The sequence below is a fragment of the Brevibacterium sp. GP-SGM9 genome (assembly GCF_047300845.1).
Taxonomy (GTDB): Bacteria; Actinomycetota; Actinomycetes; order Actinomycetales; family Brevibacteriaceae; genus Brevibacterium.
In genome coordinates, this window is sequence record NZ_CP178563.1 from 295,142 (window position 1) to 320,536 (window position 25,395).

Sequence of the window (25,395 nt, forward strand, 5' to 3'; positions counted from 1 at the left end):
CACATGGTTGCCATCAGGGTCATCCCCTGCCTCGACGTCGATGCCGGCCGGGTCGTCAAAGGCGTGAAGTTCGCCGACCTCAAAGATGCCGGCGATCCCATCGAACTCGCCCGACGCTACGGCGAATCCGGTGCCGACGAACTCACCTTCCTCGACGTCACCGCCAGCAGCGGTGACCGCGAGACCGTCCACGACGTCGTCCGCGCCTGCGCCGAACAGGTCTTCATCCCGTTGACCGTCGGCGGCGGAGTCCGCAGCGTGGCAGATGTCGATCGGCTCCTGCGCAACGGGGCCGACAAGGTCTCGGTCAACACCTCGGCGGTGCAGAATCCGCAGCTGATCAGCGACATCTCCCATCATTTCGGCAACCAGGTGCTCGTGCTCTCCCTCGATGCCAGGCGCACCCAGGGCGGGCAGACCGCCTCGGGATTCGAGGTCACCATCCGCGGGGGACGCGAAGGCACCGGGGGCTGCGCGATCGAGTGGATCCGGGAGGCCGCCGAACGCGGAGTCGGTGAGGTCCTGCTCAATTCGATCGATGCCGACGGCACCCGCGACGGCTTCGACCTCGAACTCATCGCCGCCGCCCGGGAGGCCGTGGACGTGCCGCTCATCGCCTCCGGGGGAGCCGGCCGGGTCGAACACTTCGCCCCTGCCGTGGCCGCCGGCGCCGATGCACTGCTGGCCGCCAGCGTCTTCCACTTCGGAACGCTGAGCATCGCTGACGTCAAGGACGCACTGCGCGCCGAAGGGATTGAGGTCCGATGAGCACAGCTGAACCGAAACCTCAGATCGACGCGAATCCGGAGAACTGGCGGGACCTCATCACCGTCAACGCCGACGGTCTGATCCCCGTGATCGTGCAGGAGGCGACCTCGAGAGACGTGCTGATGATGGCGTGGATGGATGTCACCGCCGTCGAACGCACACTCGAATCCGGCCGGGCCGTCTACTGGTCGCGGTCACGGCAGGAATACTGGGTCAAGGGAGAGACCTCCGGCAACGTCCAACATGTCCGGTCCCTCAGCCTCGACTGCGATGCCGACGCCCTGCTCATGGTCGTCGACCAGACCGGCCCCGCCTGCCACACCATGACCCCGACCTGCTTCACCGGAAGGAGCATCAGTGCCGACTGACTCCGCGCCCACCGCGCCCGAGCTCGACATCCGCCCCAGCCTCGGCGAGTTCCGTGCCTCCGGTGCCGAGCACCGCCTCGTCCCCGTCCATACCCAGGTCCTCGCCGACGGCGAGACCCCGCTGAGCCTGTACCGCAAGCTCACCGACGGGGGACCGGGCAGCTTCCTGTTCGAGTCAGCCGTCTCCGGCGCCTGGGACCGCTACTCCTTCATCGGCTCCGCCCCGGTCGCGACCCTGTACTCCACCGCCGAGGGATTCCGGTGGGAGGGCACACCACCGGTCGGCATCCCCACCGAGGGCGACGTCCTCGACGCGGTCACCGCCACCCTCGAGCTGCTCGCCGTGGACGAATCCGAGACCGAACTGCCGCCGATGGTCTCGAGCTTCGTCGGATACTTCGGCTGGGACATCGTGCGCCGCTTCGAACGACTCGGCCCGGCTCGCCCGAACGAACACCACCTGCCGACGGTGCAGCTGATGATCCCCGGCGACATCGCCGTCTACGACCATTACTCCGGAACCCTGACGCTCGTGGCCAATGTGTTCAACGTCAACGGTGCCGACACCGGCATCGACGAGGCCTACCGGGCCGGGGTCGAACGCATCGAAGCGATGCTCGAGCGGATCAGCCGCCCCAGCCAGGCCGCCATCGTGCGCCCCGCCTCAGTCGATCCGCAGGTCTCGACCCGCACCGATCCGCAGGTCTACCTCGACGGCGTCGAGGCCGCGAAACGTGAGATCGTCGACGGGGAAGTCTTCCAGGTCGTCCTCGGACAGCGTTTCGATACCGCCTGCACGGCGGATCCGCTGACCGTCTACCGGATGCTGCGGCACTCGAATCCGAGCCCGTTCATGTATCTGCTCAACCTCCACGACGATCAGGGACAGCCGGCGAGCATAATCGGATCCTCACCGGAGGCCCTGGTCACGGTGCGTTCCGGCAGCGTGGTCACCCACCCGATCGCCGGCTCCCGCCCGCGCGGGGCGAATCCCGAGGAAGATGACAAACACGCCCGCGACCTCATCGCCGATGAGAAGGAGCGGGCCGAGCACCTCATGCTCGTCGACCTCGCCCGCAACGACCTCGCGAAGGTCTGCCGAGCCGGCACGATCGATGTCAGCGCCTTCATGGACATCGTCCGCTACAGCCACATCATGCACATCTCCTCGACCGTGCGCGGGGAGCTCGCCGAAGGCCACGGCGCCGTCGACGTCCTGCGCGCGACGTTCCCGGCCGGCACGCTCTCGGGAGCGCCGAAGCCGCGGGCGCTGCAGATCATCGACGAACTCGAACCGATCGGCCGCGGCATCTATGGGGGAGTGGTCGGCTATATGTCCTTCACCGGCGACCTCGATCTCGCCATCGCGATCCGCACCGGAGTGCTGAGGGAGAACGTGATGAGCGTCTACGCCGGCGGCGGACTCGTCGCCGACTCCGTGCCGGAGACCGAATACCGGGAATCGGAGAACAAAGCCGCCGCGGTGCTGCGGGCAGCCGCGGCCGCAGGGGCCGTGCGCGATCTCGCCGAGGCGGATGCCTGAGATGACGAAATCGCGCGGAGTCCTCATCGTCCTCGTCCTCGCCGGTGCGCTGTGGGCGCTCAGCCTCGCCTCTTGGCAGGCCGGCGTGGCCGCCGACTCGCTCGGACCGGCCGGAGTCGCAGATGTCACCGACGACTCCGGATCCCAGGCCTCACCGGTGGCGACCGCCTGCGTCGCCATCATCGCCGTCACCGGTCTGCTCTCGGCGATGCTCGGCAAGGTCGGTCGGATCGTGGTGCTCGGCCTCGCCGCCGTCGCGGCGCTGGGCTACGGCATCACCGCAGTGGTCGCGATATCGGCGCCCGGGGCCACTCCATGGCCGATCGCCGGCGCCTTCGCCGCCGCGATCGCCCTCGTCGTCATCGTCTATGTGGCCTTCGCCTCGGCGCGGTGGGCGAATTCGAACCGCTACGCCGTGAGCGCCGAGGCGGACGGGGAGGAATTCGACTCCGCCGCCACCTGGGACGCCCTGTCCCGCGGGGAGGAACCCGAACCTGCGGCCGGAGCCGGATCCGAGGATGCGGAGGCGGCGGATACGGAGACCGAATCCGAGGAAGCGGAGGCCGAGACCACGGCCCCGGAGGCCGAAGCCGCGAACACAGAGGCCCCGGAGTCCCAGTCCGATGTCCTGGGCCCCGAGTCCGACGACCGGGACGACCCGGAGACCGAATCCGGGGAGGATTCGAAATAGTCCTGTGACCGGGTCGATGTCCGGGCGCAAACCGAAGCGTGTCACAATGGAGGCAACAGTTCTCACGCGTGCCACGCCTGTCATTCTAAGGAGCACCATGTCGCAGTCCCTCGCCCGCAGCGGCCCAGCAGACCTCGATAAGTCGACGATCGACTACGCCGCGATCGCCGACCCGGGACACGGGAACTCAGTCGCCGGCTGGACGGGCGTGATCATCATGCTCCTCGGCATCTCGGTCGGCTGCGTCGGATTCACCATCCACAACCACACCATCGTTTACATCTCGGCCGGCATCGTCGTCCTCGGCCTCATCGTCGGCATGATCCTGCGCGCCGTCGGCCTGGGGAACAAGCCGAAGAAGAAATGACGGTACTCGACGACATCGTCGCCGGCGTGCGCGAGGATCTCGAGGCACGTCGGAGGCAGGCGCCTCTGTCCGAGGTCATCGACCGGGCCCGGTCGGCCGCACCTGCGCGTGCCGTCGACCGTTCCGCCGACTTCGGGGTGATCGCCGAGGTGAAGCGACGTTCTCCCTCCCGCGGGGACCTCGCCGACATCCCGGATCCGGGTACTCTGGCCGGCCTCTACGCGGCCGGCGGAGCCCGCGCGATCAGCGTGCTCACCGAGTCTCGCCGCTTCTCCGGCAGCCTCGCCGACCTCGATGGGGTGCGGGCGGCGGTCGACATTCCCGTCCTGCGCAAGGACTTCATGGTCGACGAATACCAGTTCCATGAGGCGCGCGCCCACGGCGCCGATCTGGTGCTGCTGATCGTCGCAGCCCTCGAGCCGGCACAGCTGGGCGAATTCCACGCTCTGGCCACCGACCTCGGCATGACGGCCCTCGTCGAGACCCACAATCGGGCCGAACTCGAGATCGCCGCCGAGCTCGGTGCCGATCTCATCGGCGTCAACACCCGCAACCTCAAGGACCTCAGCGTCGACACCGCGCGATTCTCGCCCCTGGCCGAGCTCGCACCCTCGGGCGCGACCCTCGTCGCCGAATCGGGAGTCACGAGCGAGACCGATGTGGCCGGCTACGCCGCCTCGGGAGCCGATCTCGTGCTCGTCGGGGAAGCTCTGGTCACCGGCGGAGATCCGCGTGCCGCCGTGGCGAGCTTCACCGCGACGGGACGGACCCACCGGGCCGTGTCCGCGTCCTGAGTCGAGCCGAGTCCACCGACGGCACCAGCCGAGATCTCCGACCTCGCCGTCGGAGGACCGTCGCCGGCTCTGCCGAACACCCACTGCAGCCATCACGAGATCGAGAAGGACCGCAATGACCGATGTGAGCCAGGAGAACGGACCGTACTTCGGTGCGTTCGGAGGCAGGTTCATCCCTGAAGCCCTCATTCCCGCCCTCGACGAGATCGAGGAGACCTGGCGCAAGTCCCAGGTCGATCCGGAATTCACCGACGAACTGCTCACCCTGCAGCGCGACTACATCGGACGCCCCAGCCTGCTCACCGAGGCCAAGCGCTTCGCGAAGCACTGCGGCGGTGCCCGAGTGTTCCTCAAGCGTGAGGACCTCAACCACACGGGCAGCCACAAGATCAACAACGCGCTGGCCCAGGCGCTGTTGGCCAAGCGGATGGGCAAGACCCGCCTCATCGCGGAGACCGGCGCCGGACAGCACGGGGTGGCCACGGCGACCGCAGCGGCCCTCCTCGACATGGAGTGCGAGGTGTACATGGGCGAGGAGGACACGCAGCGTCAGGCCCTCAACGTCGCCCGCATGCGCCTGCTCGGCTCGAAGGTCAACGCCGTGACCAACGGCACCCGCACGCTCAAGGACGCGATGAACGAGGCGATGCGCGACTGGGTCGCCAACGTCGACGCGACCCACTACGTCATCGGCACCGTCGCCGGACCCCACCCGTTCCCGGCCATGGTCCGCTCCTTCCAGAACGTCATCGGCGTCGAGGCCCGACAGCAGGTCATCGACGCGGCCGGTCGCCTGCCCGATGCCGTCTGCGCCTGTGTGGGGGGAGGCTCGAACGCGATGGGCATCTTCGCGGCCTTCCTCGCCGACACAGATGTCAGGATCTTCGGCTTCGAAGCCGGGGGAGAAGGCATCGACTCGGGACGGCACGCGGCCCGCTTCTCCGGCGGTCGGCCCGGCGTGTTGCACGGCTCGGCGACCTACATCCTCCAGGACGCCGACGGTCAGACCCGCGGGTCGCATTCGGTCTCGGCCGGACTCGACTACCCCTCGGTCGGACCCGAGCATTCGCATCTGCACGACACCGAACGTGTCACCTACGAACCCGTCGTCGACGCCGAGGCGATGGAGGCCATGCAACTGCTCTCACGGACCGAAGGCATCATTCCCGCCATCGAATCCGCCCACGCCTTGGCCGGTGCCATGCGGGTCGGCCGGGAGCTCGGCCCCGAGGCCGTGCTGCTGGTCAATCTCTCGGGACGCGGCGACAAGGACATGACCACGGCAGCCAAATGGTTCGACTACTTCGACGAAGGAGCGGTGCAGGTATGAGCCTCACAGGTCCACGCACAGCCACCACCCTCGACGCCGTCGCCGAGGCGGGCCGCAAGGCCGCACTCATCGGCTACCTGCCAGTCGGGTTCCCGACCGTGCCCGGCTCGATCGAGGCCATGGTCGAACTCGTCCGCTCCGGAGTCGACATCGTCGAGGTCGGTCTGCCCTACTCCGACCCGGGGATGGACGGACCGGTGATCCAGCGGGCCGCGGAGCAGGCGCTCGACGGCGGAGTCCGCACCAAGGATGTCTTCTCCGCCGTTGCCGCCATCGCCGAGGCGGGCGGCACAGCCGTGGTCATGAGCTACTGGAACCTCGTCCTCCAATACGGCGTGGACGCCTTCGCCCGTGACCTCGATGCCGCCGGCGGCGGGGGAATCATCACCCCCGATCTCATCCCCGACGAGGCCGCCGGGTGGCTGAACGCCGCCGAGGCGTACGACCTCGATCGCATCTTCCTTGCCGCACCGTCGTCGACGCCCGAACGCATCGCCCGGATCGTCGAGTCCAGCCGCGGATTCGTCTACGCCGCCTCGACGATGGGCGTGACAGGTGTCCGCTCCGAGGTCGACAACCATGCCCGTGATCTCGTGTCCCGCCTCAAGGAGGCCGGGGCGCCGCGTGCCTGCGTGGGTCTCGGCGTCTCGAACCGGGAGCAGGCGGCTGAGGTCGCCGAATACGCCGACGGCGTCATCGTCGGTTCGGCCCTCGTCAGGGCCCTCGAGTCCGACGGTGTGCCCGGGGTGGCCACTCTCGCCGCCGAACTCGCAGAAGGGTGTGCATGAGCTTCAGTCCGCTCTGGGCCCTGTTCGTCCTCCTCGGCATCGCTCTGGCCCTGTGGATGACCTCGATCCAATGGCGATCGCGCGGTGGTCACAAGGGAGACCTGTGGGCCATCACCGTGATCACGGTTCCCGCGGCTGTGATCGGCGGACGGCTCGATCATCTCATCGCCTCACCGGGTGAGTACTTCGGGCCCGACGGCGATCCGATCCGGGCATTCGCGCTCTGGGACGGCGGCTTCGGCTTCTGGGGTGCACTCATCCTCGGAGTCCTCGCCGCCTGGGCGCTGACCCGCTTCCAGGGCGTCAAGCTGCTGCCGTTCCTCGATTCGGTCGCTCCCGGGCTCATCCTGGGGCAGGTGGCCGGCGCCTGGGGCGACTGGATCGATCAGCGGCTGACCCTGACGACGGTGATCGCCGAGTCCGTTTGGAACCTCATCGGCTGCATCCTGCTCATCGTCATCGCCAAGCGGCTGCGCTTCGGCCACGGCCAGGTCTTCGCCCTCTACCTCTGCTTCTTCGCACTCGGACGCGTGTGGCTCGAAGCCCTGCGCATCGGAGCCCCGGCGGCCGAGGACGCCCGAATGGTGGTCGGTCTCCCGCTCAACGTGTGGTCGGCGATCATCGCACTCCTCATCGGCATGATCTGGCTGGTGGCTTCGCGTGCCCGCCATCGCACCCCCGAAACCGGGGTCTACCTGCGCGAGGCCCGGACCCTGCAGCGGCGGCGCGGGCGCGGCAAGCACGATTTCGAACCCGTCGGGGTCGCCCCCGCGGCATCCGGGGACACCCGCGCCGGAGCGCATACTGATCCCGTGGGCGGGAGCGTGGACGGCTCCGTGTCGGTCCCCTCCGGTGAGGGAGTCGACGAAAACGGAATGCACAGCTTCGGCTTCTTCGGGGCGGTCACCTCGGCGATCTCGATTGTCCCTGACGTCCGGGGACGCTCACGCGAGGACGGCCGGCCTCCGTCCGCCGACTGACAGGGTTCACCGTCACCGTAATCGCGGCAGCATTCTGATGGTCTTCCCGGGATACAACGAGACAGTGTCCGCGATTTGAGACGATATGGTTCACTGTTCGGTCCTTTCTCGGTTTCGCATCGTGCCTCCACTTCGTGTAGGTTGAATATCCGACCGTGAGAACCACGTCACATAATGTGTCCGAAGACGACCTCCTCGGCGCACGTCAGAACCGTTGAGGACAATGCCGTCTTTTCGGAAAGCTACTCGACCCCGTGAAGGCAGCCGATGACAAGAGTCAACCCATCGACCCCTGAATTCCCGTCTCCGCCCGGCCGTGCCGGACTCTACGATCCCGCGCTCGAACATGACGCCTGCGGTCTCGCACTGATCGTCCGTTATCGGGGCCGTCCAGACCATGAGGTCGTCGAACAGGCCCTTTCCGCCCTGCGCAAACTCGAACACCGCGGCGGCATCGGATCCGACGACGGCACCGGTGACGGCGCCGGCATCACCCTGCAGATTCCCCACGACTACTTCGCCGAAGTGCTCGCCGCCGATGGGACCGAGCTTCCCGCGGCCGGCGAGTACGCCGCCGGCATCGGCTTCTTCTCCCAGGACTACCGCCGCGACCTCACCGGTGCCGGCCGAGCCGAGAGCGGCGATGTGTTTCCCGCTCCCGGCGTGCCCGAGACCGACCAAGGTGCAGAGACTGCGGAGTCCGGCGAAGAGGCGCTCGTCCATCGCATCGCCGCCGAGGAGGGACTGAGCGTCCTTGCCTTCCGCGAGGTGCCCCACGATGAGAGCGTGCTCGGCGAGATCGCTCGGTCCACCCAGCCGCGGATGCGGCAGGTCTTCTTCGCTCTCGACGAGCGCTTCCCGGCCCGTGACGCCGACGATCTGCGTCGCCGCGCCTACATCGTGCGCAAACGCCTCGACCTCGCCGGGATCTACTTCCCCTCGCTCTCGCCAACGACGATCACCTACAAGGGAATGCTCGAGACCGGTCAGCTCGCCCGGTACTACACCGAACTCGACGATCCGCGGCTGACCTCACGGATCGCTCTCGTCCACTCGCGATTCTCGACGAACACCTTCCCGTCCTGGCAGCTGGCGCAGCCGTTCGGCACGATCGCCCACAACGGCGAGATCAACACCGTGCGCGGCAACCGCAATTGGATGCAGGCCAGGGAGTCCAAGCTCGCCTCCGAGCTCTTCGCCTCACCCGTGCCGGGCACCGATGACAGCCTCGACCGGCTGTGCCCGATCGTGCCCCCGGGGGCCTCGGACTCGGCGTCCTTCAATGCCGTGCTCGAACTCATGGTCGCCTCCGGCCGCTCGCTGCCCCAGTCCATGCTGATGATGATTCCCGAGGCCTGGGAGAACAACCCGGGCATGGGCGAGTCCCGCAAGGCCTTCTACCAGTACCACTCACTGCTCATGGAGCCCTGGGACGGACCCGCCTGCGTCGCCTTCACCGACGGTCGTCTGGCCGGTGCCGTGCTCGACCGCAACGGACTGCGTCCCGCCCGCTACGTGATGACCGCCGATACGGTCGTGCTCGCCAGCGAGATCGGCGTCGTCGACCTCGACGAATCCGAGGTCATCGGCCGCGGCAGGCTCACCCCGGGCCGGATGTTCCTCGTCGATACGGTGTCGGAGCGGATCATCTCCGACACGGAGATCAAGAACACTCTGGCCACCCAGCACCCCTACGAGGAGTGGCTCGAAGAGTCCTCCAAACGCCTCGATCAGCTGCCGGCCCGCGTCCACGTCTCACACCCGCCCGCCTCGGTGCGTCGCCGCCAGCGGACCTTCGGCTACACCGAGGAGGAGCTGCGGGTGCTCATCGCGCCGATGGCCGAAGCCGGTGCGGAGCCGCTGGGTGCGATGGGCACGGACACCGCCATCGCGGGTCTGAGCACGCGGCCGCGACTGCTCTTCGACTACTTCCACCAGAACTTCGCGCAGGTGACGAACCCGCCGCTCGACTCGATCCGCGAACACATCGTGACGAGCATGTCCGCCGGCCTGGGACGTGAGGGCAATCTGCTCGAACATGACCGTCCGGACTCGGCCCACATCATCATCGACCGTCCCGTCATCGACAACGACGATCTCGCTGCGATCGCCCATGCGAAGGGCTCGGCTCTCGGTGTCGACAGCCTCCGTCCGAGCGTGACGCTGTCCGGTCTGTATTCGGTCAACGGCGGTGACGCGGCGATGGAGCGCCGGATCGACGAACTCTGCGCCGAGGCGAGCGCGGCCGTGTCCGCCGGTGCCGTGTTCATCATCCTCAGCGATCGCCAGTCGACGGCCGATCTTGCGCCGATCCCGTCGCTGCTGCTGACCTCCGCACTCCATCACCATCTGGTCCGCGAGCGGACGCGCACACAGGTGAGCATCGTCGTGGAGGCCGGGGACGTCCGGGAGGTCCACCATGCGGCCATGCTCGTGTCCTTCGGTGCCTCAGCCGTCAATCCGTACCTGCTCATGGAGACCGCCGAGGTGCTTGTGCGGGAGGATCGGGTCCGCGGGGTCAGCGAGTCCGCGGCCGTGGCCAATGTGCTCGCGGCCTTGAACAAAGGCATGCTCAAGATCATGTCGAAGATGGGCATCTCGACCGTGCAGTCCTATCACGGAGCCCAGACCTTCGAGGCCGTCGGCCTGTCCGAGGAGTTCATCGACCGCTACTTCACCTCCACGCCGCACCAGCTCGGCGGCAAGGGCATCGTCGAGATCGCGGCCGAGAGCACCGCCCGTCACGCCGACGCCTACCGCGATGACCATCCGCGGCCGGCTCACCGGCCGCTGCGCATCGGCGGTGAGTACCAGTGGCGCAGGGAGGGTCCCAGCCATCTGTTCAACCCGGAGACGATCTTCAAACTCCAGCATTCCACTGCCACGAAGAGCTATGAGATCTTCCAGCAGTACACGTCCGCAGTCGACGATCAGTCGCGTGAGCTGATGACCCTGCGCGGTCTCTTCGATCTCGTTCCCTTGCCGGACGGACCGATCGACATCTCCGAAGTGGAACCCGCCTCGGCGATCATGCGGCGCTTCTCTACGGGAGCGATGAGCTACGGTTCGATCTCCCAGGAGGCGCACGAGACCCTGGCCATCGCGATGAACCGAATCGGCGGGAAGTCGAACACCGGCGAAGGCGGGGAGGACACCGCACGCCTGCTCGATCCCGAGCGCCGCTCGGCGATCAAACAGATCGCCTCGGGGCGGTTCGGCGTGACCAGCCACTACCTCACCGAGGCCGACGACCTGCAGATCAAGATGGCCCAGGGCGCCAAGCCCGGCGAGGGCGGTCAGCTGCCGGGGGAGAAAGTCTACCCGTGGATCGCGAAGACCCGACACGCGACCCCGGGCGTCGGACTGATCTCACCTCCGCCGCACCACGACATCTACTCCATCGAGGACCTTGCTCAGCTCATCCACGATCTCGGTCGGGCCAACGCCCGAGCCCGGGTCCACGTCAAACTCGTCTCCGCGATCGGCGTGGGCACGGTGGCAGCGGGTGTCGCGAAGGCCGGAGCCGATGTCGTCCTCGTCTCCGGACACGACGGCGGAACCGGGGCGAGCCCGCTGAACTCGCTCAAGCATGCCGGCACCCCCTGGGAGCTCGGCCTGGCCGAGGCGCAGCAGACGCTCATCCTCAACGGTCTGCGCGACCGGGTCAGCGTGCAGGTCGACGGTCAGCTCAAGACCGGACGTGATGTCGTCATCGCCGCCCTGCTCGGCGCCGAGGAATTCGGCTTCGCCACCACGGCACTCGTCGTCTCCGGCTGCATCATGATGCGCGTGTGCCACAAGGACACCTGCCCGGTCGGGGTGGCGACTCAGAACCCGGTCCTGCGACAGCGCTACCAGGGGCAGGCCGACCACGTCGTCAACTTCTTCACCTTCATCGCCGAGGAGGTCCGCGGCTACCTCGCCCAGCTCGGCTTCCGGTCGCTCGACGAGGCGATCGGCGCCGTGGAGAGGCTGCGCATCGACGAGAAGCGGGCGCAGAGCTCCGGTCTCGCACTCGACCTCAGCCAGATCCTCACCGTCCCCGCCGACCTGCACGGGAACACCGAGGTGGCGCGCAAGTGCGCCGGACCGGTGCGCAGGGACTTCGCCGACGAACTCGATCCGCGTCTGCTCGAACAGGCGCGCGAGGCCATCGACACAGGCGTGCCGGTGACGATCACCTCGGAGATCGCGAACACCGACCGCAGCGTGGGCACCCTGCTCGGCCACCATGTCACCCTCGCCCATGCCGACCGCGGCCTGCCGGCGGATACGATCCGGCTGCAGCTGCACGGCACGGCCGGTCAGTCCCTCGGGGCGTACCTGCCCTCGGGAGTGAGCATCGATCTGTCCGGAGACGCCAACGACTACGTCGGCAAGGGCCTCTCCGGCGGAACGGTGAGCGTGCATCCGAGCGCGGCGAACCGAACCCGGCCCGAACACAACTTCATCGCCGGCAATGTGCTCGGCTACGGAGCGACCGCGGGCAAGCTCTTCGTCTCCGGCCAGGTGGGTGAGCGCTTCATGGTGCGCAACTCCGGCGCCGAGGCGGTCGTCGAGGGCATCGGCGACCACGGGCTGGAATACATGACCGGAGGAGTGGCCGTCATCCTCGGCGGCACCGGACGCAACTTCGCGGCCGGCATGTCCGGCGGCACCGCCTACGTCCTCGACTTCAACCCCGCCCGGCTCAACCCGGACGAGCGTGCGGCCGGCGTCTTCCGCTTCACCGGAGTCGGCGTCGACGACATGGAGGTCCTGCAGAGGCTGCTGAGCGAACACGTCGACTGGACCGGTTCGCCCCTGGCCGGCGAACTCCTCGACGGACTGCGCCGCGGCGAAGACGTTCTCTCACGATTCACGAAGATCATTCCGGTCGCCTATCAGGCGGTCCGGGAGATCCAGACCGAGCTCGCCGAGGAAGGGACCTCCCCGAACTCGGACGCGGCCTGGCACAAGATTCTGGAGGTCACTCATGGCTGATCCACACGGATTCCTCACCGTCGACCATCGCGAGGTGCCCAAGCGCCGGCCGGTCCCGATCCGACTGCTCGACTATCGGGAGGTCTACGAGGCGGGAGACCCCGCACAGCTGCGCCGGCAGGCGTCGCGCTGCATGGACTGCGGCGTGCCCTTCTGCCACCAGGGCTGTCCCTTGGGCAACCTCATTCCCGAGTTCAACGATGCGATGTACCGCGGGGAGCTGCCGCGCGCCGTCGAGCTGCTCCACGCGACGAACAACTTCCCCGAGTTCACCGGCCGCGCCTGCCCGGCGCCCTGTGAGAACGCATGCGTGCTCGGCATCAACCAGCCGGCCGTGACGATCAAACAGGTCGAGGTCACCATCGTCGATGAGGGCTTCGAAGCCGGGCTGATCCAGCCGGTGGTCCCGGAGCGGATCACCGGTCACACGGTCGCCGTTATCGGCTCCGGTCCGGCCGGTCTGGCCGCGGCCCAGCAGCTGACCCGGGCCGGGCACACCGTCGTCGTCTACGAGCGGGCCGAGAGCCTCGGCGGCCTGCTGCGCTTCGGCATTCCCGACTTCAAGCTCGAGAAGCACCACATCGATCGCCGTCTTGAGCAGATGCGCGCCGAGGGCACACGCTTCGAGACCGGCGTCGACATCGGCAGGGACATCAGCCTCGAGGAGCTGCGGACCAGCTTCGACGCGGTGATCATGTGCACGGGAGCCACCGTGCCCCGTGACATGCCCATCGAAGGCCGTGAGCTCGACGGCGTCGAGTTCGCGATGGACTATCTCGTGCCTTCGAACCAGGCACAGGCCGGCCAGGTCGGCCCGCGCCACATCGACGCTCGGGGTAAGCATGTGATCATCATCGGCGGCGGAGACACCGGCGCCGACTGCCTCGGCACCGCGCTGCGTCAGCAGGCCGCATCGGTGACGACCCTGGCGATCGGTGCGAAGCCTCCGACGGAACGCGGCGAGGCCGACCCCTGGCCGACAGTGCCGCGGATCTTCGAAGTCCAGTCCTCCCACGAGGAGGGTGGAACCAGGCGCTACCTGGCCTCGACGACCCGCTTCGTCGGGGACACGGCCGGTCGCGTCACCGGCATCGAGGTGGCGAAGACTCAGTTCGCCGACGGACGGCGCATCCCGACGCCGGGCACCGAGCATGTGCTCGAGGCCGATCTCGTGCTGCTCGCGCTGGGCTTCAGCGGACCGGAGACTGCGGATCTCGACCTCGACGCGCCCGGAGGCAGGGCCTTCACCCGGGACGAGTCGTACCAGTCCTCGCTGCCCGGCGTCTTCGTCGCCGGCGACGCCGGACGCGGACAGTCGCTCATCGTCTGGGGCATCGCGGAGGGAAGAGCCGCGGCCGCGGAGGTCGACCGTTTCCTCACCGGATCCACGCGGCTTCCGGAGCCGGTGCGGCCGAGCGACACAGGTATTAAATGCTAAGATAGGCTGTGTCATTTAATGAGAAGGTCGCACGAAGACGTGCCGACCGACAACCGAGTCGCAGACGCGGCGGGCGGGTCGAACCGCCCGCCGCGATGCAGGTAGGGTGGTGTGCATGAGGCGTGCAAAGATAGTCGCAACTTTAGGTCCGAATCAGAACTCCTACGAAGAGATCCGCGCACTCGTCGATGAAGGCGTCGATGTGGCGAGGTTCAACCTCAGCCACGGCACGCGAGACGAACACGAAGAGAAATTCGCCTGGGTCCGCCAGGCGGCACTCGACACCGGACGCGCCGTCGCCGTGCTCCTCGACCTGCAGGGTCCGAAGATCCGCGTCGGCAACTTCGCCAACGGCAAGGAAGAGCTCGTCGAAGGGGCGACCTTCACGATCACGAGCCGCGATATCCCCGGCACCTCCGAAGTCGTCTCCACGACCCTGGCGACCCTGCCGTGCGACGTGTCGGTCGGCGATCCGCTGCTCATCGACGACGGTCGGCTGCGTCTGCGCGCCACCGAGGTGACCACCACCGATGTGGTCACCGAGGTCGAGATCGGCGGAACCATCTCCAATCACAAGGGCATCAACCTCCCGGGCGTTCCGGTCTCCGTGCCGGCGCTGTCGGAGAAGGACGTCGAGGACCTCAAGTGGGGTCTGCAGCTCGGCTTCGACTGGGTGGCGCTGTCCTTCGTCCGCAGTCCCGAGGACATGGCCGATGTCCGGGCCGTGATGGACGAGGTCGGCATCACCGCCCCCGTCATCGCCAAACTCGAGAAGCCCCAGGCGGTCGACCGCCTCGACGAGGTCATCGACGCCTTCGACGGGATCATGGTCGCCCGCGGCGACCTCGGCGTCGAGCTGCCGCTCGAGCAGGTCCCGATCGTACAGAAGCGCGCCGTGGAGATCGCCCGTCAGCAGGCCAAGCCCGTCATCGTCGCCACGCAGATGCTCGAGACCATGATCGAGGCCTCCCGGCCCACCCGCGCCGAGGCGAGCGACTGTGCGAACGCGGTCCTCGACGGTGCCGATGCGCTCATGCTCTCGGGGGAGACCTCGGTGGGAGCACACTGGGTCGAGGCGATCCGCACGATGAGCAGGATCATCGAATCCACCGAGGAGCACGGACTCGAGCGGATTCCGCCGCTGGGCACCGTGCCCCACACCAAGGGCGGCGCCGTCACCGCGGCCGCGGTCAAGATTGCTGAGCAGCTCGACATCGATCTGCTCTGCACCTTCTCGCAGACCGGTGACTCCGTGCGTCGGATGTCGCGGCTGCGCCCGAAGTGGCCGATCCTCGGCTTCACTCCCGACTCGCAGGTCCGTCACCAGCTGGCGCTGACCTGGGGCGTGCGCCCGTACCTGGTCAAGACCGTCCGCCACACCGATCAGATGGCCCGCCAGGTCGATGCGGTCCTGCTCGCCGACGGAACCGCCCGCGAGGGTGATCAGAGCATCCTCGTGGCCGGATCTCCTCCCGGAATTCCGGGGTCGACGAACGCCCTGCGTATCCACACGATGGGCGATGCCGCCAAGGGCGTGACCGCCGCATACCAGGACTCCTCGGATTCCGAAGAGGATCCTCTGGCCGGCTATGGCGTGGTCGCCGAGGCGCCCGTCACCCGCGAGGTCCCGATCGTGCGCGAAGGCGGCGCTCCGCGGCATTGAGTCCGCGGGTGCATCCCTGAATCCATGGGCGGCACCGGTCCGACGCGTGAGATGCAGGGCGCGGCGGATGTGACGCCGCGTCCGGTGGTGCGACCCACCTCACCCTGACTTGCGGAATTTTCCATATTGCTCAACAGTTGTGCCTTGGGTTGACAGAACCTTCACAACAACTCCCGACGGCCACAGCCGACGGGCAAGCAGCAAGGAGAATACGCATGAGACTGCCCGCTTGGAGCAGATCGTTCGGGGTGCAGGTCACCATCGCGCTCATCGCCGGTGTCGTCCTCGGACTCATCGCGCGGTCCTGGGGCCCGGTCAGCGAAGCGCAGGACAACTGGCTTGGCCAGACGCTGGACACGATCGGCTCGTCCTATGTGACCCTGCTCAAGGCGGCCGTCGTGCCCCTGGTGATCACTGCGATCATCGCCAGCATCGGCAACCTGCGCAAGGTCACCAACGCCGCCAGGCTCGCGGTCTCGACCCTGCTGTGGTTCGCCTTCACCGCGCTCATCGCGGTGCTCATCGGCCTCATCCTCGGCGTCGTGATCCAGCCGGGCATGCACGCCGACGCGAATTCGCTCTCGGGCGCCGCCCCGGAATCGCAGGGCAGCTGGATCGGCTTCCTGACCGGGCTCGTTCCGGTCAACTTCCTCGGACTCGAGGTCTCCACCTCGGCGGATGAGGCGGGCGGACTCGTCTCCGACGTCGACTTCAACATCCTGCAGCTGATCATCGCCTCCGGTGCGATCGGCATCGCCGCCGTCAAGGTCGGCAAGGCCGCCGAGCCGTTCCTCCAGTTCACCGAGGCGGCACTGGCCGTCGTGCAGAAGGTCGTGTGGTGGATCGTGCGGATCGCCCCGATCGGCACGCTGGGCCTCATCGGCAACGCCGTGAACTCCTACGGCTGGTCGACGATGGGATCCCTGCTGTGGTTCGTCGTCGCCGTCTACCTCGGCCTCGCGATCGTGTTCTTCGGCGTCTACCCGCTGCTGGCCAAGCTCAACGGCCTGTCGGTGCGGCAGTACTTCTCGGGCGTCTGGCCCGCCGCGCAGATGGGCTTCGTGTCCCGGTCCTCGATCGGCACGATGCCCGTGACCCAGAAGGTCGCGACCGACAACTTCGGTGTGCCCCACGGCTACGCAGCTTTCGCCGTGCCCTTCGGCGCGACGACGAAGATGGACGGCTGCGCGGCCATCTACCCGGCGATCGCGGCGATCTTCGTCGCCCAGTTCTTCGGCATCGACCTCTCGCTCATCCAGTACCTGCTCATCGTGTTCGTCGCCGTCATCGGCTCGGCCGCGACCGCGGGCACGACGGGTGCGACCGTGATGCTCACGCTGACGCTGTCGACACTCGGACTGCCGCTCGAGGGCGTCGGCCTGCTGCTCGCGATCGAACCGATCGTCGACATGGGCCGCACCGCGCTCAACGTCTCCGGACAGGCCCTCATCCCGGCGATCGTCGCCAAGCGCCATGACATCCTCGACGTCGACCGCTACGACGCCCCGCGCATCGACGGCTACGTCCCCGTCGACGAGGAGGAGACCGGCGAGACCGCTGAGGCCGGCGAGACCACCGAGGCCGCCGAGGCTGAGACCTCGGCACAGATGCGGTGATCTCGGCACAGATGCGGTGATCTCCCGGCAGGGTGTCGTCTCGGTGTGGGCTGTCGTCTCCGCACGGGAGAACCGGTAGGTTCGGCATCACAGGATGTCGCACCGTGGAGAGGACCAGCTCATGGAGGACTCGCAAGATCCATCCGCGCACTCCGATGCGCACCCGGCCGGCATGAGCATCATGCTCATGCCGGCCGGAGGCGTCGGTGAGCCCGCTCTCACGCAGATCGCCGAGATCCTTGCCGAACTCGTGTCCGCGGGTGCGGCTCTCGGGTGGGTCGATCCTCCCACCCGGGCGGAAGTGGCCGCGTTGCTCGACGAGCTGGCCGCCGGGGTCGACGGGGGAGAGGCGAGCGTGGCGCTGGCGCTCGACGCACCCGTCGGCGCGACCGCCGTCGACGGTGAACCAGGGGCCGGACGCGTTGTGGGAATCGCCTATTGGAGACGATATGCGCGACCGACGCACCGCCCTCACGTCGACGTCGAGAAGGTCGCCGTCGATCCGCGGACCCAGGGGCAGGGGATCGGACGGATGCTGATGAACGCCCTCATCGCCTCGGCGCGGGAGGCCGAGGTCGAGGTCATCACCCTCGACCTGCGCGGGGACAATACAGCGGCGATCGCGCTCTACGAATCGCTTGGGTTCGAGCGCTACGGCCTGCTGCCGGGCTTCGTCGCGGTCGGGGACAGGCGCTTCGACACCCACCTCTACGCCCTCGATCTGCGGGTCTGACCACTGTGCGACTGACCACAGATAGGTCACAGAACCGAGGCCGAAGCGGCAGAGCGCTCGGTTCTGTGACCTATCCGTGAGAAGTCGCCCGCGCGCAGCGGGCGGACGGCGAAACAGCGGAGGGCTTCGCACACGATCTCTCGTGTGCGAAGCCCTCCGCTGTGCTGTGTACCGGATGTGGGACTCGAACCCACACGTCTTTCGACAATGCATTTTGAGTGCACCGCGTCTACCGATTCCGCCAATCCGGCTCGTCGCCCGCGCGAGCGACAGCGTCAATACTACGTCAGCGTGAAAACAGATGCACACCGGCGAACAGTGCGTCGGGCGTCAGTGCAGCTTCTGTGGTCGGCAGCCCCGCGAGAGTCCATCGCGGTGGTCGCCGTCACAGGGGTGGCTGTCATCACAGAGGAAAACTCCGCGCCCATTGCAATGCCGGTCTCGGGCCTGGTCTAGACTGGTGCCGTGCTTTCAAACAGCGAAGAATCAACCTCAGATGAGTCAGTGCCTGTCCGCCGCGTCGTCGTGGCCGAAGACGAGGCAGTGATTCGTCTCGATATCGTCGAAATGCTGCGCGAGGTCGGATACGACGTCGTCGGTGAGGCCGCAGACGGCGAATCCGCCATCCGCCTGGCCGAGGAGCTGCGCCCGGACCTCGTCGTGATGGACATCAAAATGCCCATCCTCGACGGCATCTCGGCCGCCGAGCGCATCGCCAAGGCGCGCATCGCCCCGGTCGTGCTGCTCACCGCCTTCTCGCAGAAGGAATTGGTCGAGCGGGCCCGCGACGCCGGCGCCATGGCCTATGTGGTCAAGCCCTTCACCTCGGCGGATCTCATTCCCGCCCTCGAGATCGCGCTCTCCCGTCACGCGGAGATCAGCTCCCTCGAATCCGAGATCTCCGATCTCAGCGAGCGCTTCGAGACCCGCAAGCTCGTCGAGCGCGCCAAGAGCCTGCTGCAGACCTCGATGGGTCTGAGCGAGCCCGAGGCCTTCCGCTGGATCCAGAAGACCTCGATGGATCGTCGCCTGACGATGCGCGAGGTCGCCGAGACCGTGCTCAAGCAGATCGGCTCGAAGAAGTAACCCACCCCACCGACAGCAAGGGCCCGACCAACTGGTCGGGCCCTTCGTGTACGGTCACATCGGCGGGACCATCGGACCATCCGCAAGGGGTCGGGAGTGCGCCGCAGAGCGGACTGCGGTTCGCACCGCGGAGCTGGCGTCGCAGTGGCCGAGTCCCCTGTTTCGGTCGCCCCCTGTTTCGGTCGCCCCCTGTTTCGGGCGTCCCCTATTTCGGGTCGGTCTTGAGGATCATGTTCGTGATCCGCACGATCGACAGCAGCCGCCCCGCCTCGTCGGTCATCCTCACCTCATGGGACATGATGGTCCGCCCCTGATGGAGCACCGAGGCGGTGCCGGTGACCGTGCCCTCGCTGGCTGCGCGCAGATGCGTGGCATTGAGATCGACACCGACGACGTTCCGGCCCCCGGAGAGGAGGAACGAGTGCATCGACGCCAGCGATTCGGCCAGCACCACATGCCCGCCGCCGTGGAAGAGCCCCATCGGCTGGGTGTTGCCCTCGACCGCGACTCGGGCTTCGACATGATCGTGGGCGACCGCAGTGAAATCGATGCCCATCTTCTCCGCCAGCGCGCCCCGCGCCCCGGGCGCGTTGAGCTGGGTCAGCAGCTGCGCCCGCTGCTCCTCGGTCGTCTCGGCTGTCAGTGACACCTCGGGTCTGAACATCGCTCTCCTTCGAAATCGGCTGGCCGCGCTGGGCATGTCAGCGTCGAACGATAGGCTATGCCATGTGAGTCACTCAAACGAATCCCTCCTGCTCATCGACGGACACTCCCTGGCCTACCGCGCCTTCCACGCTCTGCCGGTGGAGAACTTCTCGACGAGCACCGGTCAGACCACGAACGCCATCTACGGCTTCATCTCGATGCTCATCAACGTCCTCCGCGACGAATCGCCGAGCCACGTCGCCGTGGCCTTCGACCTCGGCCGACAGACGTTCCGCCTCGAGGAGTATTCCGAGTACAAGGCCGGTCGAGCCAAGACTCCGCCAGAATTCCACCCGCAGATCGACCTCATCAAGGACATCGTGACCGCGATGGGCATCCGGGTAGTGACGAAAGAGGGCTTCGAAGCCGATGACGCCCTGGCGACGATGGCCAGGATGGGTACCGAGGCGGGAGCCGCCGTCGAGATCATGAGCGGGGACAAGGACTCCTTCCAGCTCGCCAGCGATGCCGTGACGATCCTCTATCCCAAGCGCGGTGTCAGCGACCTCAACCGGATGACACCGGCGGCGATCGAAGAGAAATATGCGGTCAGCCCCGCGAACTACCGCGGCCTGGCCGCACTCGTGGGGGAGAAGGCCGACAACCTCCCCGGTGTGCCGGGAGTAGGCGACAAGACGGCCGCCAAATGGCTCAAGGCCCACGGCGACCTCCCCGGCGTGCTCGCCAATGCCGCGGACATCGGCGGCAAGGTCGGCGAGAAGCTGCGCGACCACATTCCCGAGGTCGAACGCAATTACAAGCTCAACCGACTCCTCGACGATGTTGACCTGGAGCTGGAGTACGCGGACCTCAAATGGGGCGCCGGTGACCCGGCCGAGCTGTCGAGCCTGTTCGATCAGCTCGAATTCCAGGCGCTCGGCAAACGACTGAGCGCGATCTTCGGTGACGAAGCCGTGCCCGGGGAAGAGAGCGCTGCGGCCAGAGAGGTCACCGTCGAGACCGTGGACGTGGCGACGCTGCTCGACCGGATCTCGGACTCGGACGTCCTCGCCCTCGACTCCGATGCCCGCTTCGAACTCGGCCACGGCGATGTCCGAATCCTCGCCGTCTCCACCGAGCCGGGCCAGGCCCTCGTCGTCGATCTCGCCGAGGCGGGGGAGAAGGCGATTGCGGACCTCGGGGAAGCTCTGGGGAAGAGATCGCTCATCCTCCACAGCTCGAAACTCCAGCTCAAGGCCTGGAGATCACTGGGACTCGACGTCGACGACGTCTCCGGAGACACCGCTCTGGCCGCTTATCTGCTCGTGCCCGATCAGCGGGCTTACGACCTCGGGCAGATCGCCGTCGAGCGGGCGGGCATCGAGCTCGGCGAACCCGAATCCGACTCCGGTCAGCTTGCACTCGACTTCGACGAGGACACCACCGCCAAGACCCACGGGCAGCGCGCCGCGGCTCTGCTCGAGGTCCACGACGTGCTCGCCAAGGCCATCGACGAGGCGAACATGAACCAGGTCTACCGGGATATCGAGCTGCCGCTCGTGCCGGTGCTCGCCCAGATGGAGTTGGCCGGCATCGCCGTGGACGAAGCTGGGCTGAGCTCGCTCATCGACGAATTCACGAAGCAGGCCGAGGCCAGTGCCGAACTCGCCTATGAGGCGATCGGGCATGACGTCAACCTCGGCTCGCCGAAGCAGCTGCAGACCGTGCTCTTCGAGGAACTCGATATGCCGAAGACGAAGCGCACGAAGACCGGCTACACTACCGACGCCGAAGCCCTGGCCGAGCTCTTCATCAAGACCGAGCACCCGTTCCTGCAGCATCTGCTCGCCTACCGGGATTCGACGAAGCTCAAGCAGACCGTCGTCGGACTGCTCAAGACGGTGGCCGAGGACGGTCGCATCCACACCACCTACCAGCAGACCGTCGCCGCCACCGGACGTCTGTCCTCTCTCGATCCGAACCTGCAGAACATCCCGGTCCGCACCGAGTCGGGGCGACGGATTCGCGAGATCTTCATCGCCGATCCCGAGGTCTCCGGTGGGCGACTGCTCACCGCCGACTATTCGCAGATCGAGATGCGGATCATGGCGCACCTGTCCGGCGATGCCGCGCTGATCCAGGCGTTCAAGGACGGAGAGGACCTCCACTCCTATGTCGGATCGAAGGTCTTCGGAGTCGGTATCGACGAGGTGGACTCCGAGATGCGGTCGAAGGTCAAGGCCATGTCCTACGGCCTCGTCTACGGTCTCTCCGCCTACGGGCTCTCACGGCAGCTGGCGATCGGCGTCGACGAGGCGAAGGCCCTGATGGAGCAGTACTTCGAACGCTTCGGGGCCGTCAAGGACTACCTCGACGAGATCGTCGAGCAGGCCAGAGCGAACGGGTTCACCGAGACCATCATGGGCCGCAGGCGCTACCTGCCCGCCCTCCACAGCGACCGACGACAGCTGCGCGATATGGCCGAACGCGCCGCGCTCAACGCCCCGATCCAGGGGTCGGCGGCCGACATCATGAAGATCGCGATGCTCAAGGTCGCCGGGCGCCTGGACGGGCTGAAATCGACCATGCTCTTGCAGGTCCACGATGAGATCATCGTCGATGTCGATCCGGGCGAGGTCGATGAGGTCACCAGCATCGTCACCGAGGAGATGGGTTCGGCCTTCGAGCTCGACGTTCCGCTCGACGTCAACGTCGGCACCGGCATCTCCTGGCACGCCGCCGCCCACTGACGTCCGCAGAGCAGCACTGGAGTGAGCGGAGCCTCGGTGAGGTCCGCGGCCGCCCGCGCAACGACACCGAGCGAGACCATAATGCGCCTGCGGACGCCTCGGTCCACGCGAAACTCGAAAAAGTCGTCGCCAGTGAAGATGTTTTCGAGTTTCGCGTGGACTGAGCCTGCCGGTGGGTTGCTCAGGCCCCGTCGGGTAGTTCAGGCACCGGCGGGTTGCTCAGGCGCCGTCGGGTAGTTCGAGCGCCGGAGGGTAGCTCGGACACCGTCAGGTAGCTCTGCCGCGGTCAGGTAGCCCGGGCCCGCGGAGCTCAGTCCTTTGCGAGGGTGGCGGAGAAGATCACGGTGCCCGGCATGAGCGCACCGCGCAGGGGAGACCATCCGCCCCAGGCGGTCTGGTTGGACTCCGGCCACTCCGGCTCGGTCACCGAATCGATCGTGAAGCCGGCGGCCACCAGCAGGCGCACCCAGTCGCCCATCGTGCGGTGATGTTCGGCGTAGATCGGCTGTCCCTCTGAGTCGAGCTCGACGTAGGGAGTGCGGTCGAAGTAGGAGTATTCGACGGTGAGACCGGACTCGCCTGGCACATCGGGAAACATCCACCGCATGGGATGGGTGGTCGAGAACACCCACTGGCCGCCCGGACGGACGACGCGTGCCACCTCGGCGAAGACCACCTCGGCGTCCTTGACGAAAGGCAGCGCCCCATAGGAGGAGAAGGCGACGTCGAAGCTGTTCGACGCGAACGGCAGCTGGCGGGCATCGGCATGGAGGAAGGTCGGGGGAGTGACCCCCTCGCTGAGCGGATTCTCCCGCTGCAGCCGCGAGGCCTGCTCGAGCATGCCGGCGGAGACGTCGACACCGGTGGCGATCGCCCCCTCCTCGGCCAACCATCGCGAGCACTGCCCGGCCCCGCAGCCGACCTCGAGGATCTGTCTGCGGGTGACATCGCCGAGGAGGCCGACGTCGGATTCGTGAATTCCCTCGGGACACCAGATGAACTCGGAAGCCCCGAGGAAAGTGCCGTGTTCGGCCAGATAGTCCTCGGCGGAGTTGTCCCAATAGCTACGATTGGCCCGAACTGAGGCCTCTTCGTCGATCGGGAGATAGCCACCGCTGATGACTTCGGTTCGGTAACTTCCGTCGGTCATCTTTCCTCCGTGGCTGGGTACGTCATTCATTTGGAAACTCGGCGTGCATTCACGCCTCGGATGGTGCTAGTATTGACAACCGTATGCGCGTATGCATACAAGTCCAAATTCGCAATCGAGACCGGATCCGTCTCTTCGTCAGTGTTTGACGACATTGACCCAGAGTATCGGATCTGGACCATAATTCCATCGGAGTCCCAACCTATATGACCACCACCACGCCGGAATCGGTGCAGCCGAAGCAGGTCGCTGTCAACGACATCGGAACCGCTGAGGATTTCCTCGCCGCCGTCGATGAGACGATCAAGTACTTCAACGATGGCGACATCGTCGAAGGCACCGTCGTCAAGGTCGACCGCGACGAAGTCCTCGTCGACATCGGATACAAGACGGAAGGCGTCGTCCTTTCGCGTGAACTCTCTATCAAGCACGATGTCGATCCCGGCGAGGTCGTCGAGGTCGGCGATGAGATCGAAGCCCTCGTTCTTCAGAAGGAAGACAAAGAAGGCCGTCTCATGCTGTCGAAGAAGCGCGCTCAGTACGAGCGCGCCTGGGGCGACATCGAGAAGATCAAGGAAGACGACGGAGTCGTCACCGGCACCGTCATCGAGGTCGTCAAGGGCGGCCTGATCGTCGACATCGGACTGCGCGGCTTCCTGCCCGCCTCCCTCGTCGAGATGCGCCGTGTCCGGGACCTCGCTCCCTACATCGGCCAGCAGGTCGAGGCGAAGATCATCGAACTCGACAAGAACCGCAACAATGTTGTTCTGTCGCGTCGCGCCTGGCTCGAGCAGACCCAGTCCGCCGTCCGCCACGACTTCCTGCAGACCCTGCAGAAGGGCCAGGTCCGTCCCGGCGTCGTGTCCTCCATCGTCAACTTCGGTGCCTTCGTCGACCTCGGTGGTGTCGACGGACTCGTGCACGTCTCCGAGCTGTCCTGGAAGCACATCGATCACCCGGGTGAGGTCGTCACCGTCGGTGACGAGGTCACCGTCGAGGTGCTCGACGTCGACATGGACCGCGAACGCGTCTCCCTGTCGCTCAAGGCGACCCAGGAAGATCCGTGGCAGCACTTCGCTCGCACCCACGTCATCGGACAGATCGTTCCCGGCAAGGTCACCAAGCTGGTTCCCTTCGGTGCGTTCGTGCGCGTTGAAGACGGCATCGAAGGCCTCGTCCACATCTCCGAACTCGCGGTTCGCCACGTGGATCTGCCGGAGCAGGTCGTCTCCGTCGATGAGACCATCTACGTCAAGGTCATCGACATCGACCTCGAACGTCGCCGCATCTCGCTGTCGCTGAAGCAGGCCAACGAGGGCGTCGATCCCGAGGCCGAAGAGTTCCTCGACCCCGCTCTCTACGGCATGCCGCAGGAGTACGACGAGGACGGCAACTACAAGTACCCCGAGGGCTTCGACCCCGAGACCAACGAATGGGTCGAGGGCTACGAGGCTCAGCGCGAGACCTGGGAGCAGCAGTACGCCGCCGCCCAGACCCGCTGGGAAGAGCACAAGAAGCAGGTCGCCAAGGCCATCGCCGCGGATGCCGAAGCCGGCTCCGCCGATGCCGGTGCAGGCGCCTCTGCCGACGCCGCTCCGGCCACCGGATCGTTCTCCTCGGAAGAGGCGGCCGACGAAGGTACCCTGGCCAGCGACGAAGCTCTCGCAGCACTGCGTGAGAAGCTTGCAGGCAGCTGATAACA

General features: G+C 66.8%; 19 protein-coding genes and 1 tRNA gene. 17 read left to right on the forward strand and 3 right to left on the reverse strand.

Translation table 11 applies throughout. The features are described from left to right. Window positions 1–3: 3 nt before the first annotated feature. The 14 genes from hisF (at window position 4) to ACH82I_RS01310 (ending at window position 18,062) form a co-directional block, all read left to right on the forward strand. Window positions 4–768 carry an imidazole glycerol phosphate synthase subunit HisF gene (gene hisF / locus ACH82I_RS01245; protein WP_413334963.1) on the forward strand — a complete coding sequence of 255 codons (765 nt, stop codon included), beginning with the start codon at window positions 4–6 and terminating at the stop codon, window positions 766–768. Beyond that, on the forward strand, window positions 765–1,136 hold the full coding sequence (gene hisI / locus ACH82I_RS01250; protein WP_413334965.1) for a phosphoribosyl-AMP cyclohydrolase: 372 nt from the start codon (window positions 765–767) through the stop codon (window positions 1,134–1,136). The genes hisF and hisI overlap by 4 nt, the downstream gene beginning before the upstream one ends. Further along, complete coding sequence (locus ACH82I_RS01255) at window positions 1,126–2,679, forward strand: chorismate-binding protein (protein ID WP_413334967.1); 1,554 nt, start codon at window positions 1,126–1,128, stop codon at window positions 2,677–2,679. The genes hisI and ACH82I_RS01255 overlap by 11 nt, the downstream gene beginning before the upstream one ends. Before the next feature lies 1 nt (window position 2,680). Continuing rightward, a complete protein-coding gene (locus ACH82I_RS01260; RefSeq protein WP_413334969.1) occupies window positions 2,681–3,370 on the forward strand; it encodes a Trp biosynthesis-associated membrane protein in 690 nt (229 codons plus the stop codon). A gap of 97 nt (window positions 3,371–3,467) precedes the next feature. Continuing rightward, window positions 3,468–3,737, forward strand: coding sequence for an HGxxPAAW family protein (locus ACH82I_RS01265; protein ID WP_230744124.1), 270 nt, complete (start codon window positions 3,468–3,470; stop codon window positions 3,735–3,737). Then, complete coding sequence (trpC, locus tag ACH82I_RS01270) at window positions 3,734–4,531, forward strand: indole-3-glycerol phosphate synthase TrpC (protein WP_413334971.1); 798 nt, start codon at window positions 3,734–3,736, stop codon at window positions 4,529–4,531. Before ACH82I_RS01265 ends, trpC begins: the two co-directional genes overlap by 4 nt. 115 nt (window positions 4,532–4,646) lie before the next feature. Next, on the forward strand, window positions 4,647–5,861 hold the full coding sequence (gene trpB / locus ACH82I_RS01275) for a tryptophan synthase subunit beta (RefSeq protein WP_230744122.1): 1,215 nt from the start codon (window positions 4,647–4,649) through the stop codon (window positions 5,859–5,861). After that, on the forward strand, window positions 5,858–6,649 hold the full coding sequence (gene trpA, locus ACH82I_RS01280) for a tryptophan synthase subunit alpha (RefSeq protein ID WP_413334973.1): 792 nt from the start codon (window positions 5,858–5,860) through the stop codon (window positions 6,647–6,649). The genes trpB and trpA overlap by 4 nt, the downstream gene beginning before the upstream one ends. Beyond that, window positions 6,646–7,629, forward strand: coding sequence for a prolipoprotein diacylglyceryl transferase (locus tag ACH82I_RS01285; RefSeq protein WP_413334974.1), 984 nt, complete (start codon window positions 6,646–6,648; stop codon window positions 7,627–7,629). The genes trpA and ACH82I_RS01285 overlap by 4 nt, the downstream gene beginning before the upstream one ends. A gap of 267 nt (window positions 7,630–7,896) precedes the next feature. After that, entirely contained in the window at window positions 7,897–12,612 is a 4,716-nt protein-coding gene (gene gltB, locus ACH82I_RS01290) for a glutamate synthase large subunit (RefSeq protein WP_413334976.1), read from the forward strand. Beyond that, on the forward strand, window positions 12,605–14,050 hold the full coding sequence (locus ACH82I_RS01295) for a glutamate synthase subunit beta (protein ID WP_230744118.1): 1,446 nt from the start codon (window positions 12,605–12,607) through the stop codon (window positions 14,048–14,050). The genes gltB and ACH82I_RS01295 overlap by 8 nt, the downstream gene beginning before the upstream one ends. A 115-nt stretch (window positions 14,051–14,165) precedes the next feature. Continuing rightward, entirely contained in the window at window positions 14,166–15,713 is a 1,548-nt protein-coding gene (gene pyk, locus ACH82I_RS01300; RefSeq protein ID WP_413334977.1) for a pyruvate kinase, read from the forward strand. A 215-nt stretch (window positions 15,714–15,928) separates the two neighbouring features. Further along, window positions 15,929–17,329: a dicarboxylate/amino acid:cation symporter gene (locus ACH82I_RS01305; protein WP_413334979.1), complete on the forward strand. Its 1,401-nt coding sequence runs from the start codon at window positions 15,929–15,931 to the stop codon at window positions 17,327–17,329. Between the two features lie 121 nt (window positions 17,330–17,450). Next, window positions 17,451–18,062, forward strand: a complete 612-nt coding sequence (locus tag ACH82I_RS01310) for an N-acetyltransferase family protein (RefSeq protein ID WP_413334981.1) — start codon at window positions 17,451–17,453, stop codon at window positions 18,060–18,062. A 169-nt stretch (window positions 18,063–18,231) separates the two neighbouring features. Here ACH82I_RS01310 and ACH82I_RS01315 read toward each other — a convergent pair. Next, a tRNA-Leu gene (locus tag ACH82I_RS01315) sits at window positions 18,232–18,313 on the reverse strand. Window positions 18,314–18,566: 253 nt separating this feature from the next. On the opposite strand from ACH82I_RS01315, the gene ACH82I_RS01320 reads away from it, so the two are divergent. Beyond that, window positions 18,567–19,148, forward strand: coding sequence for an ANTAR domain-containing response regulator (locus ACH82I_RS01320; RefSeq protein ID WP_230744114.1), 582 nt, complete (start codon window positions 18,567–18,569; stop codon window positions 19,146–19,148). Window positions 19,149–19,353: 205 nt separating this feature from the next. On the opposite strand, the gene ACH82I_RS01325 is transcribed toward ACH82I_RS01320, so the two are convergent. Beyond that, a complete protein-coding gene (locus tag ACH82I_RS01325) occupies window positions 19,354–19,812 on the reverse strand; it encodes a hotdog fold thioesterase (RefSeq protein ID WP_230744113.1) in 459 nt (152 codons plus the stop codon). Window positions 19,813–19,876: 64 nt separating this feature from the next. Between ACH82I_RS01325 and polA the strand changes: the two genes are divergently transcribed. Then, on the forward strand, window positions 19,877–22,543 hold the full coding sequence (gene polA / locus ACH82I_RS01330) for a DNA polymerase I (RefSeq protein WP_413334983.1): 2,667 nt from the start codon (window positions 19,877–19,879) through the stop codon (window positions 22,541–22,543). Window positions 22,544–22,853: 310 nt separating this feature from the next. On the opposite strand, the gene ACH82I_RS01335 is transcribed toward polA, so the two are convergent. Continuing rightward, the gene (locus tag ACH82I_RS01335) at window positions 22,854–23,693 is read right to left on the reverse strand and encodes a class I SAM-dependent methyltransferase (protein ID WP_413334984.1); all 840 of its coding nucleotides are present in this window, start codon (window positions 23,691–23,693) and stop codon (window positions 22,854–22,856) included. 206 nt (window positions 23,694–23,899) lie between these two features. Between ACH82I_RS01335 and rpsA the strand changes: the two genes are divergently transcribed. Further along, a complete protein-coding gene (gene rpsA, locus ACH82I_RS01340) occupies window positions 23,900–25,390 on the forward strand; it encodes a 30S ribosomal protein S1 (protein WP_230744110.1) in 1,491 nt (496 codons plus the stop codon). Window positions 25,391–25,395 lie beyond the last annotated feature (5 nt).